This is a genomic window from Streptomyces sp. NPDC056169, from assembly GCF_042268445.1.
In the GTDB taxonomy this organism is placed as follows: domain Bacteria; phylum Actinomycetota; class Actinomycetes; order Streptomycetales; family Streptomycetaceae; genus Streptomyces.
In genome coordinates, this window is sequence record NZ_JBHJUO010000015.1 from 219,981 (window position 1) to 234,279 (window position 14,299).

The following is a 14,299-nucleotide window of genomic DNA, read 5'->3' on the forward strand; positions in this document are numbered from 1 at the left end:
CTACCGGGTAGCGGTCTGCTCCACCGTACGCACGGTATTCCGTGCGGCACGGGAGCCCCGGTCCCCTCGGGAGGCGTGCTTCGTCGCGCGCCGTCCCAACGGCATCATGACACGATCGGCCCCGTGATGTAGCTCCCGTCTTCGGCATACGGAAACGCATTCGATCGGCAGCCGTTGAGGCCCTTGATCTGCTGCATCATCGCGGGCGCGAGCTTGCCCGGACCCGGGCAGCCCATGTGCTGCCGGATGCCGATCTCGTGCCCGACCTCGTGGTTGATGATCAGATGCCGGTACTCGACGGCCTCCCCCGCGAAGGTCGGCGAGCCCAGCATCCACCGTTTGAGGTTCACGACGACGCCGTCGGCGGTCTCGCAGTTCAGCTCGCCGTGGGTGTTCAGGCCCTGCTGGAGGCAGAGGGCGTCCGCCGTGTCCGGGGTGGCGATCCGGATGACGAAGTCGGCGTTCTGCGACACCAGCTGGAACCGGCCCCGGCCGTGCGCGGCCCAGCTGCGCGGATGGTCCAGGATCTGCTGGATCTCGGCCGCCGCGCCGTGCGCGGACAGCTCGATGCCGTCCTCGACCTGGACCCGGTAGCGGCGCAGCGAGCCGCCGGTGCCGACCGCGTCGCCGGAGGCCTGCGCGGTGGTGAACGTCCCGGCGCCGGACTGCGGCACGGTCGTCTTCTTCGGGCTCGGCTTGGGCTTCGGCTTCGCCGTCGTGGGCTTCGGCTTCGGCTTCGGTGTCGGTGTCGGCTTCGCCGTCGTCGGCCGGGGCGCGGGGGCGTCCGTCGTGGGCGCCTCGGTCGCGGTCGTCGCCTGCGGACCGGGGGCGGCCGAGTCGTCGGTCGCGGTGCCGTTGAAGTGGGCGAGGGCGGCGCCGCCGCCGAGCGCGACGGTCATCAGGACCAGGGCCGGAAGCGCGAGCCGGCTCACGGGGCCGCGTCTGCCTCTGCCCCGCCGGCGGCTCTGTTTCCCTCGCCGTCCTGCGGGTGCGGCACGCTTGCCCACGACAGTCTTCTCCCCTGCGTCGGCCGGTGTGGGGGAAGAGGAGATGGGGCCTCGGATACCGGCGTCTTCGGTCCTGCGGTCCCGGGGATCGTACCGGCCATCTTCGAACGCCATCGAACGCCGTCGGAGGCGCCGCGAGGTCTGTCCCGATTTCCCCCGGCCCGGCGGGGCAGGGGGAAATCGGGACGGATCAGGTCGTTCCGAGGGTGGTGCGGAGGGTGTTTCCGCGGGTGGCGCGGAGGGTGATGCAGGGGTCGTGCGGAGGGTGGTGCGGACGGTCAGCCGAGCGTCTCCGCCGCGGTCTCCGAGGAGTCCCGCAGGAAGGTCGTGCAGCGCTCGTACTCCGCCTTCTCACCGATCGCGCCGGCCGCCCGGGCGAGGGCGTGCAGGGCGCGCAGGAAGCCGCGGTTCGGCTCGTGCTCCCACGGCACCGGGCCGTGGCCCTTCCAGCCGCTGCGGCGCAGCGCGTCCAGGCCCCGGTGGTAGCCCGTACGGGCGTAGGCGTACGACTCGACGACCCGGCCGCCCTCGAAGGCGTCGTCGGCGAGACGGGCCCAGGCAAGCGAGGAGGTCGGGTACTGCGCGGCGACCTCGGCCGGCGCCGTACCGCTCGCGAGCAGTTCGCGCGGACCCGGCTCGTCCGGCAGGTGGGTGGGGGCCGGTCCCCCCAGCAGGTTCTCGTGGATGGCCATGGGGACCACCCTAGGGGGTGTCGTGTCGGTCGGGCCGGATCAGGGAGCGGGGCCCGGTGCCGCCGGACCGGGAGCGGGGCCCGGTGCCGCCGGATCAGGCCTGGGCGTCCCGCTCGCCCGGGTCCACGGGCGCGTCCCGCTCCCCCGGGTCCAGCGGCGGTGACGTCACCCCGCAGTGCACCCGGCACTCCGGGTGGCACTTCGCGCCCCCGGGCGGGGTGCGCATCGTCGTCCAGGCGAGCACCGCCCCCACCACCAGGATCCCCGCGCACATCGGCATCGCGCGCCGGAAAGTCTCGTCGAACTCCGTCGCCGAGCGGTACGTCTCCGGGCCCATCCCGGCGAGCAGCGGCAGCGCGGCCACCGCGAGCAGCCCGGCCGCGCGCGCCGCCGCGTTGTTGATGCCGCTCGCCAGGCCCGCCCTGCCCACGTCCACCGAGGCCAGGACGGTCGCGGTCAGCGGGGCGACCAGGGCCGTCATGCCGAGACCGAGCACCAGCACGGCCGGCAGCACGTCCTGTACGTACGAGGCGTCCTCCCCGACCCGCAGCATCAGCAGCATCCCCACCGAGCACAGCAGCGGCCCCACCGTGAGCGGGACCCGGGGCCCGATCCGCTCCCCCAGCTCGCCGGACTTCGCCGAGAACAGCAGCATGAGCACGGTCGTCGGCAGCAGGGCCGTACCGGCGCCGAGCGCCGAGTATCCGGAGACCACCTGGAGCTGGAGCGCGGCGAGGAAGAAGAAACCGCCGAACGCCGCGTACACGCAGAGGGTGACCAGGTTGACCGCCGTGAACAGCCGGGACGCGAAGATCGACGGCGGTGCCATCGCGCGCTCGCCGCGCCGCCGCTCCACCGTCACGAACGCCGCCCCGAGCACCACGCCGGCCGCCCCCGCCCACCAGGCCTCGCCGATCAGCGCGTACGTCACGAGCCCGAGCGCCGCCGCGCCCAGGACCGCGCCGAGCACGTCGAAGCGGCCGTGCGCGGTCTCGTCGCGCGACTCGGGCACATGGCGGAGCGCGACGGGCACGCAGAGGGCGGCGAGCGGCACGTTCAGGAGGAACACCCACCGCCAGCCGGGCCCGTCGACCAGCCAGCCGCCGACGAACGGCCCGACCGCCGCGCCCACGCCGCCGAAGCCGGACCACAGGCCGACCGCCCTGGCCCGGTCGTCCTCGTGGAAACTGGCCTGGATCAGCGCGAGCGAGCCGGGTGTGAGCAGCGCCCCGCCGACGCCCTGGAGGGCGCGGGCCGCGATCAGGATCCCGGCGTTCGGCGCGAGCCCGCACAGCAGCGAGGCCACCGCGAACCACACCACCCCGATCACGAAGACCCGGCGCCGCCCGTACCGGTCGCCGAGCGCCCCGCCCAGCAGGATCAGCCCGGCGAGGGTCAGCATGTAGGCGTTCACGATCCACTGGAGCTCGCCCATGTCGGCGTCCAGGTCCTCGCCGATGTGCGGCAGGGCGACGTTGACGACGGTGGAGTCCAGCAGGACCATCCCGGACCCGAGGACGGTCGTGAACACGATCCACCGGCCGGTCTTCGAGGCCATCCGTACGTCCCGCTCGCCCATGCCAGCATGGTCCCGCGAAGCGGACGCCGACGCTCGCCGACGGCGACGCGCGCTGACGCCGACGCTCGCTGACATGCGGCGACGTGCGGCGACGGTGACGCGCGCTGACGCCGACGTGCGCCGACGTGCGACGGCACTCGCCGACGTGCCCGCCCTTCGAGCCGGTTCGGGTCAGCTCGTCCGGAGCCGGGTCGCCGCCCGGATCAGCGCGTCCACGCCCCGCTCGGCCTTCTTCCGCGGGCAGCCCACGTTCAGCCGGACGAAGCCGGGCGTCCCGTACACCCCGCCCGGCATGATCGCGACCTTCTCCACGGACACCAGCTCCTCCTGGAGCCGGGTCTCCTCGATCCCGAGGGGCCGCAGGTCGATCCAGGCCAGGTAGCCGGCCTGCGGGGGCTCCCAGACGACGCCGGGCAGGCCCGTGGCCAGCCGCTCCCCGAGCAGCTCCATCGTGCCCGCAACATAGCCGCGCAGCTCGTCCAGCCACGGCGCGCCCTGCCGGTACGCGGCGATGTGGGCGGTCAGCGAGAGGACGGCGGGCGAGGCGAGGCCCTCGCCGGTCTCCATGCGCCGGATGAATGCCTCGCGCGCGTCCGGGTCGCCGACGATCCCGTACGAGCCGGAGAGCGCCGGAAAATTGAAGGCCTTCGTGCCGGAGGTGACGAGCGCCCAGCGGCGGCCCCGGCCCGCCTCGGCCACCCGCGTCCACGGGACGTGGCGGTGGCCGTCGGTGGTGAGGTCGGCGTGGATCTCGTCGCTGACGACGGCCGCGCCGTGGCGCTCGGCCAGCTCGGCGAAGGCGGCGAGCTCCTCCTCCGTCCACACCCGGCCGGTCGGGTTGTGCGGGGAGCAGAGCAGCAGCATCCGGCTGTCGGGGCGGGCGAGCTCCCGTTCCAGCGCGTCGAGGTCCCCGAGGGGCACGCCCCGCAGCTCGCGCCCGAGCCCGGTGACCGCCTTGCGGAAGCCGTCGTACGTGGGGGTGTGGACGACCACGCCGTCGCCGGGCTCCGTCCACATCCGCAGGAGCTGCGAGAGCTGGTTGAGCACCGACGGCGCGTACACCAGCGCCCCGGGGTCGATCTCGGTCGCGTACCGGCTCGCGTACCAGTGCCCGATCGCGTCCCGGAACTCGCCGAGCCGCCAGTCCGTGTAGCCGAAGACCCCGTGGTCGACGCGGTCGCGCAGGGCGGCGAGGACCTCGGGCGGGGACGCGAAGTCCATGTCGGAGATGGTGAAGGGGAGCAGGTCGGGAACGCCGAAGCGGTCCGCTATGCCGTCCCACTGGACCGACCAGGTGCCGCGCCGGTCTATCTCACGGTCGAAGTCGTACATCAGCCCTCTTGCCCTCTCGTCGACGCACGAGGGCCCGGCACCTCAGGAGGTACCGGGCCCGTCGTTCACACGCTTGTTTCAGCCGCTTGCTTCAGCCGCTTACTTCAGCTTCGTGCCGGTCGAGCGCAGCGCGGCACACGCCTCGGTCACGCGGACGGCCATGCCGGCCTCGGCCAGCTTGCCCCAGGTGCGCGGGTCGTAGGTGGACTTCTTGCCGACCTCGCCGTCGACCTTCAGGACACCGTCGTAGTTGCGGAACATGTGGTCCACGACCGGACGGGTGAAGGCGTACTGGGTGTCGGTGTCGAGGTTCATCTTCACGACGCCGTTCTCCAGCGCGGTGGCGATCTCCTCGGCCGTCGAGCCCGAGCCGCCGTGGAAGACGAAGTCGAACGGGTTGACCTTGCCGAACTTCTCGGCGACGCCCGCCTGGAGGTCCTTGAGGAGCTCGGGGCGGAGCACGACGTTGCCCGGCTTGTAGACGCCGTGCACGTTGCCGAAGGACGCGGCCAGCAGGTAGCGGCCCTTCTCGCCCAGGCCGAGGGCCTCGGCGGTGCGGATGGCGTCGTCGACGGTGGTGTACAGCTCGTCGTTGATCTCGTGGGTGACGCCGTCCTCCTCGCCGCCGGTCGGGGTGATCTCGACCTCAAGGATGATCTTGGCGGCGGCGGCCTTCGCGAGCAGCTCCTGGCCGATGGCCAGGTTGTCGGCGAGGGTCTCGGCGGAGCCGTCCCACATGTGCGACTGGAACAGCGGGTTCTCGCCACGGGCGACGCGCTCGGCGGAGATGTCGAGCAGCGGGCGGACGTAGCCGTCCAGCTTGTCCTTCGGGCAGTGGTCGGTGTGCAGAGCGACCGTGATGTCGTACTTCGCAGCGACGATGTGCGCGAACTCGGCCAGGGCAACGGCGCCCGTGACCATGTCCTTGTTGTACTGGCCGCCCAGGAACTCGGCGCCACCGGTCGAAATCTGAATGATGCCGTCGCTCTCGGCCTCCGCGAAGCCTCGCAGCGCCGCGTGCAGAGTCTGGGTCGAGGTCACATTGATGGCCGGGTAGGCGAACTTGCCTGCCTTCGCCCGGTCGAGCATCTCGTTGTAGACCTCGGGGGTTGCGATGGGCATTCGTCCGCTCCTTGTGATGTGCGGGGTGTGTGCGTTTCTGTCCCTGACCTGGGGGCGACGTCATCGTCGCCCCCATCCTTTCAGACTCTCGTCCGGGCTCCCACGGGCACGGCATGCCAAGGGGCGGGGTGTTTCACGTGAAACACCCCGCCCCTTGGCGAATATGCAGGTCAGGACCGTTCTTGCCGGGGTCCGGGACCTAAGTCACGACTTCGCGGCGGTTACGCCAGGCCGAGATCGTCCAGCTGGTAGCCGGTGAGGTACGGCAGACCCGCGTCGGCGATCGCGCCGGCCGCGCCCCGGTCCACGATCGTGGCCACGGCCACGACCTCGCCGCCGGCCTCACGGACGGCCTCGACGGCGGTCAGCGGCGAGCCGCCGGTGGTCGAGGTGTCCTCGACGACGAGGCAGCGGCGGCCCTTGACGTCCGTGCCCTCGATACGGCGCTGCATGCCGTGCGCCTTCTGCGCCTTCCGTACGACGAAGGCGTCGAGGCGCTGCCCGCGCGCGGCGGAGGCGTGCAGCATCGAGGTCGCGACCGGGTCGGCACCCAGGGTCAGACCGCCGACGCAGTCGAAGTCGAGGTCGGCGGTGAGGTCGAGCATGACCTGACCCACCATCGGCGCGGCCTCGCCGTCCAGCGTGATGCGACGCAGGTCGATGTAGTAATCGGCTTCCAGACCCGAGGAGAGGGTCACCTTGCCGTGTACCACGGCCTTGTCCTTGATCTGCTGGAGCAGCTCAGCGCGTACGTCAGTCATGGTCAGCAGCTTAAGGGGCGCCCTCTAGAGCCGCCGCCAGCGCCAGACGCTCCCGATCTCCAGGGGGTCGATCGGGGTGACGAGACGCGGGTGGGTGTTGAGGCCGTTCGGCGGGCCGGACTGCGGCTCGACGCAGACGGCCTCCGCCGGCTCGTCGTAGATCACGACCCACTCGGCGCGGCTGGTGACCTTCAGCTCCAGCTCCTCCGGCCAGGTGAGGGTGACGTCGACGCCGTCGGGCATGCCGAAGCAGTCGTCCCAGGGGCCGGGGAGGGGGTCGATCCGACGGCCGGTGGGGAGGTGGTTCTCGCCGCGCTCCTCCTGCCAGGCGGGGGCGAAGTCGAGCCGTACGTCCTGGCCGCCCCGGCCGAGGTTGCGCAGGAACCAGGGGTGCCAGCCGGCCTGCGCCGGGAAGGAGTCGTCGTAGGTCTCGACCCCGAAGGTGAGGGAGAGGGAGTCCTCGGCCAGCTCGAAGATCTGGGTGACCTTGCCCTTGTACGGCCAGGGGTCCCCGAGCTCGCAGGTGAAGACCGCCGACGTCTCGTCGACCCGGGCCGTCTTCCAGGCGAGGTCGCGGACGGTGCCGTGGATGGCGTGCGGGGGTGCGTTGACCGGCAGCTGGTGCGTGGTCGCCCCGTCGAGGAAGCGGCCGTTCTCGGTGCGCCCGCACCAGGGCACCATCGGGAAGCACCCGAACCGGTCGCCTTGGCGCAGCACCTCGGTACCGCCGATGCGCAGGCCCTCGATCCGGCAGCCGTGTTCGGGGCTGATGGTCAACTCGGCGTCGCCCGCCGTCAGTCGCGTCTGCATGCTCACACCTCGACCCTAAACGTGCCGGGCCGATTCAGCGGCGTCGACGCAGGGCCCGGCCGACGACGACGGCGGAGGCGATGGCGAGCGCGGCGGCGGGGGCGATCCAGCGCAGGGTGGCGGTCGCGCTGGTGGCCTCGGGCGCGGGGACGGGGGCGTACCGGCCGCGCGGCGGGGCGTGGTCGACCTCCTCGGCGCTGCGCCCGATCATGGTCCGCCGCGCGTGGGCGGCCTCGGCGGCGGGCTGCGGGGCGGGGAACTCGATCGGGGTGGCGCCGAAGTCCTCGTCGAGGAGGGGGTCGAGGGAGGGGGGCGGGACGGGCGCGTCGAAGACGGAGGGGCGCCCGGGCTCCTCGACCCCGTCGTCCACACCGTCGTGATCGGAGTCGGAGTCGGAATCGGAATCGGAATCGGAGTCGGAATCGGACTCCTCCGGCTCAGGCGCAGGCGCCTCCGTCGTCCCCGGCATCTCGACTTCCCCGGGCTCCTGGGGCTCCTCGGGCTCCTCCGCCAGCGCGGTCAGTGCTTCCACGAACTTGTCGAGCAGCCGGACGCCCGCCGCGGCCCGTGCCTCGTCCGTGGCCTCGGCGAGCCGGCCGGCCGCCGTCAGCGCGCCGGTGAAGCCGATGCTCGTGCCCTCGTCCACAGGGGTGAGGACGACCGTCAGGGAGAGCTCGGCCGAGCCCTTGCCCCGGGCCTCGGCGCCCTGTCCCTCGTAGGTGATGGCGCCGTCCCGCTCGACGACCCGCAGGGCGCCCCGGTAGGTGATGGTGTGGCCGCCGACCCGGACCTTGAGGCGGCCCGCGAGGGGGCCCGCCTCCGCGTCGGCGTCCCGCTGGAGGCCGGGCACGCAGCGCACCACCCGCGCCGGGTCCGTGAGCGTCGCGCGCAGGGCCTCGGCCGGTACCGGAACGAACACCTCATGCTCCATGGAAGCCGAGCCTACTCAGGCCGGGGCGCGGCGTCGCCTCTTTGCGCCGGGGCCCGCGCGCCCCTGTCACCACCTTTCGCGCTTCCCTCAGCCGCCGTACCGCGGGTGGACCAGGGTCGAGGACGGCAGCGCGGCGCCCCGGGCCCGCTCGGCACGGCGCGCGGCGGCCTCCAGGGTGCCCGCGCCGAGGGAGCGCAGCCGGGGCGCGTCGGGTGCGAGGCCGAGGACGGGCGGCCGGTCGCCCGGGACGGCGAGGAGGAAGCCCCAGTCGCCCGGCCCCTGTTCCGTACCGCCGGTGCGGTCGGCGCGGTCGGGGCCCGCCGCGAACCCGGGGGTGCGGCCGCCGGCGCTGTACGGGCGGGTCGCGAACCCGGCGGCGTGCAGGGTGGCGTCCACCGTCCAGTAGGTGTGCGGCCGGTCGGTGACCGATCCGGCGTGCACGGCGAAGCGTCCCGAAGCGGTGAGGACGCGGGCCACGAGTCCGTGGAACTCCTCGGAGTAGAGCTTGGTGCTGGGGGTGATCCCCGGGTCGGGGAGGTCGGAGATCACCACGTCGTACCGTTCCTGCACACGATCGGCGGCGCCCCGGAGCCAGCTGAAGGCGTCCGCGTAGACCACCCGGACGCGCGGGTCCCGGAACGCCTGCGCGTTGAGCGTGGCGAGGGCCGGATCCGTGCGGGACAGGCGGACGACGCCGGGGTCGATCTCGACGACGGTCACGGAGGTGACGCCGGAGTAGCGCAGCACCTCCCGGGCGGCGAGCCCGTCCCCGCCGCCGACGATCAGGACGCGGGCGTGCGGGCCCTTCATCGCGGGGTGGACGAGTGCCTCGTGGTAGCGGTACTCGTCCTGTCCCGCCACCCGCAGCCGGCCGTCGAGGAACAGGTCGGGCGGCCCCTCGCGGCCTCCCGTCACCACCACCTCCTGGAGGTCGGTGTGGACGGCGACCCGCACCTGCTCCCCGTACACGGCGCGGCGCGCGGCCTCCTCGAAGTCGTCGACGAGCACGGTCGCGGTGGCCAGGACGGCGAGGACCGACATGTTGACCCCGATCAGCAGGGCGCGGGAGCGGGTGGTGAGGTCGCGGCGGAACACCCACAGCACGAGGCCGCCGCCCGCGATCGCGTTGACCGCGCCGGTGACGAGCGCGCCGGTGAGCTGGCCGAGCCAGGGCAGCAGCAGGAAGGGGAAGGCGAGGCCGCCGACGAGCGCGCCGACGTAGTCGGCGGCGAAGAGGTCGGCGACGGTCCCCGCGGCGTCGTCCGGCTCGCCGGCCGGGGCCTGCCGCCGCGCCCGCTCGGCGAGCCCGGACCGCGCCCCGGCCCCACTCCCGGCCTCGGCCTCCGCCTCCGCCTCGGCCTCCGCCTCCGCCTCCGACCCCACTCCCGCTCCCGCTCCCGCTCCCGACCCGGAATCGGGCCCCGCCCCGGCATCGGGCCCCGACCCCGCATCGGACCCCGGCCCGGCGGCGCGCTGTATGAGGGACATGAGGAGCGGGATCTCCGCGCCGATGAGCACGCCGATGGCGAGTGAGAACGCCACGACGACGTACCGCGACTCGCCGAGCCAGGCGAAGGCCGCGTACAGCGCGAGGGCCGAGCAGCCGCCGATCAGCGCGAGCCCGGCCTCGACCAGGCCGAAGCCGACGGCGGCGCGGCAGCGCAGCCGCTTGGCGAGGAGCGAGCCCACTCCCATCGCGAAGACCATCACGGAGAGCACGACGGAGGCCTGGGTGACCGAGTCGCCGATCAAGTACGAGGCGAGTGCGACCAGTTCGAGCTCGTAGACCAGTCCGCACGCGGCGCAGACGAAGACCACGGCGAGAACGGGGAACCGCACCGCCTGCCCCGACCGCGGCGATCGCGGCGACTTGGACGACCTGGGTGACTTGGGCGACCTGGACGACCTGGGCGGTCTGGGCGGCCGCTCGCGCCGCCGCACGGGCGGTTGTCGCACCCTTGTGGGTGGCATGGTCACGGTCGGCTCGATCATGAACGTAACGCTACGTCACGACTTACGTACTCCTTGTCACCCACACGAGTGCATCTGGAGCTCCGGAGGGGCGTATCAGAGTGTTGCGGGCATACGTTCGCCGATCCGGGTCCTGGTCACCACCAACTGCCCTTCCTGGGGGTAGGCGTGCCAGGTACGCCAGCGCACCTGTCCCTCATGACGCTGCGCCAGCATCGCCGTGAAGGCGTGCGGGGAGCCGGGGAAGGTCCCCGCGAGGCCGTTGGGGTGGTCGGCGACGAGCGCGAGCAGCTCCTGCGCACGGCCCGCGAAGGAGCCGTGCGAGAGCGTCTCGACGCGCGCCGCGAATTCGTACTCCCATTCGCCGACGCGCTTGGAGACGCCGAGCGGGAGGGGGGTGCTGCTGCCGGGCATGCAGGCGACGGTCTCCGAGCAGCTGCGCCCCTCCTCCTCCAGGAGTACCTGGTGGGAGGCGCCGAGCAGCCTCAACTGGAGGCTGGCGCCGGAGAGTTCGAGGTCGAGTACGGCGAGGGCGGGCAGCGGCTCGCGCCCGAGGGCCCAGGCCAGATCGGCCGCGCGGGTATCGGTATAGGAGGTCTTCAGGGTGGTGAGCATGGGTCGGCTCCGCAAACACGGTTTGACGGGTGGGCCGGGGGCGCCCCGGAGAGGGTTCAACGGGATTGGGGGATCGCCGGCTCGGTTCCACACACGGTCCGAGGGCTGTCTCTGTCAGGAGCGAGAGAACCACGGACGCCGGGCGACTCGCAGCGTTTTTACCCAACTTGCCGTGTTTTCCAACCCCTTCGGGGACCCCACAGTTCAATTGTTCAATCAGAATTGATCGACAAGATCCGCCGAATTGCCAACGACACGTGCCTCTGGGCCCGTTGCGTCTCAACTGCCGCCGCAGCCGCCACCCCCACAGCCGGAGCTGCCGCCGCAGCCGCCTCCGCCCCCTCCGCAGCCCCCGCCCCCGCCGCCGCTGCCGCCGTCGGCCCAGCTGCGGCCCTTCTTCCGGCGACCGCGCCGGCCGGCGCCGGTGGCGCTGCGGACGGTGGAGACCAGGACGATCAGGATGATCGCCCCGAAGAAGATGATGAAGAAATCCATCAGTACTACCCCCGTTCTTCTGTACGAGGGAGATGCCCTCCGGGGCCCTCCCTCAAAGACGACTTGAGCGATTCCAGAGCTTCAGCTGCACGACGAGGAGCTGGAGCAGGAGGACGAGGAACACGAGGAGCTCGAACACGACGAGCTGGAGGTGGAGCAGGAGGAGGACGACGTCGAGCACGACGACGAAGACGACGAGGACGAGGACGAGGAGTCCGACGATCCGGCCCACCAGCTGTCGGTGCCACCGGCGCTGCCACCGGAGCCGCCACCCGTCCGCACGGTGCCGCGCATCGACAGCGCGACGACCCACACCACGATCGCGATCACTGCCGCGATCCCGAGGATGAAGAATGCGATGTTCATGCCAGGGCGATCCCCCCGGCGCGTCCTCGCCAAAGCCCACTTGAGCAAGTCCAGAGCTTCCCCCCAGGATGGCGGTCATGACACGACCGCTGCTCAACCGCCGGCTCGCCGAATTCGGGACGACGATCTTCGCCGAGATGTCCGCGCTCGCCGCCAGAACCGGGTCGATCAACCTCGGTCAGGGCTTCCCCGACACCGACGGCCCGGAGGAGATCCGCGAGGCCGCGGTCCGCGCGCTGCGGGACGGCCGCGGCAACCAGTACCCGCCCGGCCCGGGCGTCCCCGAGCTGCGGCAGGCCGTCGCCGACCACCAGCGGCAGTGGTACGGCCTCGAGTACGACCCCGACACGGAGGTGCTGGTCACCGCCGGCGCCACCGAGGCGATCGCGGCCGCCCTGCTGGCGCTCGTGGAGCCGGGCGACGAGGTGATCGCCCTGGAGCCGTACTACGACTCGTACGCGGCCTGCGTCGCGATGGCCGGCGGCACCCGCGTCCCCGTCACGCTCCGCCCGCACGACGGCGCCTACGTCCTCGACCTGGACGAACTGCGGGCCGCCGTCACCGACCGGACCCGGCTGATCCTCCTCAACACCCCGCACAACCCCACCGGCACCGTCCTCACCCGGGCCGAGCTGACCGCCGTCGCCGAGCTGGCGATCGAGCGGGACCTGCTGGTCGTCACCGACGAGGTCTACGAGCACCTGGTCTTCGACGGTGCCGAGCACGTCCCGCTCGCGAGCCTCCCCGGCATGCGGGACCGCACGGTCACCATCGGCTCGTCCGGCAAGACGTTCTCGTTCACCGGCTGGAAGGTCGGCTGGATCACCGCGAGCCCCGAGCTGACGTCCGCCGTCCGCTCGGCCAAGCAGTTCCTCACGTACGTCTCCTCCGGCCCCTTCCAGTACGCGATCGCCGAGGCGCTCCGCCTTCCGGCCGCGTACTTCCACGAGCTCCGCGCGGACCACGCGGCCAAGCGGGACCTGCTGAGCGAGGGCCTCGCGCAGGCGGGCTTCGAGGTCTACCGCCCGGCGGGCACCTACTTCGTCACCACCGACATCCGCCCGCTCGGCTCCGACGACGGCTTCGCCTTCTGCCGGGCCCTCCCGGAGCGCGCGGGCGTCGTCGCCATCCCGAACGCCGTCTTCTACGACCACCGCGAGGCCGGCGCCCCCTTCGTCCGCTTCGCCTTCTGCAAGAAGACGGAGGTCCTGGAGGAGGCCGTCTCCCGCCTCAAGCGCCTCGCCTGAGGACAGGACCTCCTGCGGCCGACAAGGCCGTCGAACAGGTGGGTGGGTGGCCTTGTCCACGAGGCGCACGCCACGCTGCGGGGTTCGACCGGAACCGCGGGACGGCTCAGTCTCCCCGGTCGTTCTCCGTGGCGTGCAGCCGCCGGTCGAGGTCGCTCGCCCACCGCACAGCCCACTCCCGCAGGTCCGTGATGCTCTGCTCGACCAGGCCGTAGGCGGCGAACTCCTCGTCCTCGTACCAGTCCGCGCCGCCAAGACGGTCGCGGAGGTCCTGGAGGCGGAACTCGTCACGGCTGTGCCTGGCGCCGAGCGATTCGAGCTCGTGGATCGTGCGGTCGCAAGACGCCGCGTGCACGTCGATCAGGTCTCGGACGGCCCCTCGGTCGGCCAGGGCCCGGACTTTGGTGCCGACGACGTCGTCGAGGGCGAGCACCGGACCGTGCTCGGTCTCGGTCGGCGCGTCCCAGAAGTTCTCCTTGAGGACGTCCACCTCGCACTCCTCCCCGAGGGTCGGATCCGCGACGATCAGCCGAGCCGAGAGCGGGTCCGTGCTGATCATCGTGACGCGCCAGCCTCTGCGGGCCAGGCCGTGCTCCAGGGTGGCGGCGATGTCGTCCATGGGCGCCGGGTTCTCGGTGGCCACGTCGAGGTCCTGGCTCAGCCTGTCGACCAGGCCATGAGCCTGTACCGCGTATCCCCCGGTGATCACCAACGGATACGGAGTGCCGATGGCGAGAACGTCCGCCAAGAGGCGGCGGTGCAGGTCGCTCAGGTTCACGCCGCGGCGGACGCCGGTCGCGACAGGGCGGGGAACGCCTCTTCCCACACCTGGCTGATGTGCCGGCTGATCAGTGTGCGCAGCACCGGCCACTGGGCGAGCAGCAGCTCCTCGTTGAGGAGGGCGGCGAGGTCGTCGTGCTGCCCTTCCGCCAGGACGGTTCGGTACAGGCTCATGCGCAGGCGGGGGCGGTCGAGATCGTACGTGCGGAGCCCGGACCACGCGACGTGGAGCGGAAGCTCGACCTGCCCGTGCGCGGGTCCGGAGAGATCCGCGAGCGCGGCAGGCAGCCTACTCGCGTACCGCGCGCGGAGTACTTCCGCGGCGGGTGGCGAAGAGAGCGTCTGTGCCATGCGCCCGATTATCCCGCGCCGCGCCTGCCTCCGGTACCGCTGGAGCGACACCCGCCGCACGCGCCCCTCCTCCTCATGCCGTCATCCCTCGTCACGACGTCGCGACACCCGACCGGGACGTGTGGCAAACGGGTGAACGGCGGCACGCGGCGGCACATGGCGCTCCGCCGTCGGCGCTCCCGGGGCGTACGAGAAAGCCCGGCCGGGGCCGTGGCCACGAGGGTCACGGGGTCCGGCCGG

15 protein-coding genes are annotated in these 14,299 nt (G+C 72.3%); 1 reads left to right on the plus strand and 14 read right to left on the minus strand.

What is annotated here, in order from left to right:
- Window positions 1–104 precede the first annotated feature (104 nt).
- The 12 genes from ACFC0G_RS25855 to ACFC0G_RS25910 all read right to left on the minus strand — a co-directional run bounded on the left by ACFC0G_RS25855 (window position 105) and on the right by ACFC0G_RS25910 (window position 11,547).
- The gene (locus tag ACFC0G_RS25855) at window positions 105–1,007 is read right to left on the minus strand and encodes a DUF3152 domain-containing protein (protein WP_376407159.1); all 903 of its coding nucleotides are present in this window, start codon (window positions 1,005–1,007) and stop codon (window positions 105–107) included.
- A gap of 278 nt (window positions 1,008–1,285) precedes the next feature.
- Window positions 1,286–1,699 (minus strand): DUF3151 domain-containing protein, encoded by a 414-nt coding sequence (locus ACFC0G_RS25860; RefSeq protein WP_376407161.1) that lies wholly within the window; start codon window positions 1,697–1,699, stop codon window positions 1,286–1,288.
- Window positions 1,700–1,793: 94 nt separating this feature from the next.
- Window positions 1,794–3,278: an MFS transporter gene (locus tag ACFC0G_RS25865; protein ID WP_376407163.1), complete on the minus strand. Its 1,485-nt coding sequence runs from the start codon at window positions 3,276–3,278 to the stop codon at window positions 1,794–1,796.
- 171 nt (window positions 3,279–3,449) lie between these two features.
- A complete protein-coding gene (locus ACFC0G_RS25870) occupies window positions 3,450–4,610 on the minus strand; it encodes a MalY/PatB family protein (protein WP_376407165.1) in 1,161 nt (386 codons plus the stop codon).
- A 99-nt stretch (window positions 4,611–4,709) separates the two neighbouring features.
- Complete coding sequence (gene fbaA, locus ACFC0G_RS25875; RefSeq protein WP_056653162.1) at window positions 4,710–5,732, minus strand: class II fructose-bisphosphate aldolase; 1,023 nt, start codon at window positions 5,730–5,732, stop codon at window positions 4,710–4,712.
- A gap of 221 nt (window positions 5,733–5,953) precedes the next feature.
- Window positions 5,954–6,493, minus strand: coding sequence for an orotate phosphoribosyltransferase (pyrE, locus tag ACFC0G_RS25880; protein WP_376407167.1), 540 nt, complete (start codon window positions 6,491–6,493; stop codon window positions 5,954–5,956).
- A gap of 24 nt (window positions 6,494–6,517) precedes the next feature.
- Window positions 6,518–7,303: an aldose 1-epimerase gene (locus ACFC0G_RS25885; RefSeq protein WP_376407169.1), complete on the minus strand. Its 786-nt coding sequence runs from the start codon at window positions 7,301–7,303 to the stop codon at window positions 6,518–6,520.
- Between the two features lie 34 nt (window positions 7,304–7,337).
- Window positions 7,338–8,234 carry an SRPBCC family protein gene (locus tag ACFC0G_RS25890; RefSeq protein WP_376407171.1) on the minus strand — a complete coding sequence of 299 codons (897 nt, stop codon included), beginning with the start codon at window positions 8,232–8,234 and terminating at the stop codon, window positions 7,338–7,340.
- Between the two features lie 87 nt (window positions 8,235–8,321).
- Window positions 8,322–10,226 carry a spermidine synthase gene (locus ACFC0G_RS25895; protein WP_376407173.1) on the minus strand — a complete coding sequence of 635 codons (1,905 nt, stop codon included), beginning with the start codon at window positions 10,224–10,226 and terminating at the stop codon, window positions 8,322–8,324.
- A 75-nt stretch (window positions 10,227–10,301) separates the two neighbouring features.
- Complete coding sequence (locus tag ACFC0G_RS25900) at window positions 10,302–10,820, minus strand: DUF2617 family protein (protein WP_376407175.1); 519 nt, start codon at window positions 10,818–10,820, stop codon at window positions 10,302–10,304.
- A 279-nt stretch (window positions 10,821–11,099) separates the two neighbouring features.
- Entirely contained in the window at window positions 11,100–11,315 is a 216-nt protein-coding gene (locus ACFC0G_RS25905; protein ID WP_376407177.1) for a hypothetical protein, read from the minus strand.
- Between the two features lie 52 nt (window positions 11,316–11,367).
- On the minus strand, window positions 11,368–11,547 hold the full coding sequence (locus ACFC0G_RS25910) for a hypothetical protein (protein WP_376407179.1): 180 nt from the start codon (window positions 11,545–11,547) through the stop codon (window positions 11,368–11,370).
- A gap of 211 nt (window positions 11,548–11,758) precedes the next feature.
- Here ACFC0G_RS25910 and ACFC0G_RS25915 point away from each other — a divergent pair, with 211 nt between their 5' ends.
- Window positions 11,759–12,928 carry a pyridoxal phosphate-dependent aminotransferase gene (locus ACFC0G_RS25915; protein WP_376407181.1) on the plus strand — a complete coding sequence of 390 codons (1,170 nt, stop codon included), beginning with the start codon at window positions 11,759–11,761 and terminating at the stop codon, window positions 12,926–12,928.
- Between the two features lie 106 nt (window positions 12,929–13,034).
- Here the strand turns inward: ACFC0G_RS25915 and ACFC0G_RS25920 are convergent, their stop codons facing one another.
- A complete protein-coding gene (locus tag ACFC0G_RS25920; protein WP_376407183.1) occupies window positions 13,035–13,706 on the minus strand; it encodes a nucleotidyl transferase AbiEii/AbiGii toxin family protein in 672 nt (223 codons plus the stop codon).
- Window positions 13,703–14,059: a hypothetical protein gene (locus ACFC0G_RS25925; RefSeq protein WP_376407185.1), complete on the minus strand. Its 357-nt coding sequence runs from the start codon at window positions 14,057–14,059 to the stop codon at window positions 13,703–13,705. The genes ACFC0G_RS25920 and ACFC0G_RS25925 overlap by 4 nt, the downstream gene beginning before the upstream one ends.
- Window positions 14,060–14,299: the final 240 nt, after the last annotated feature.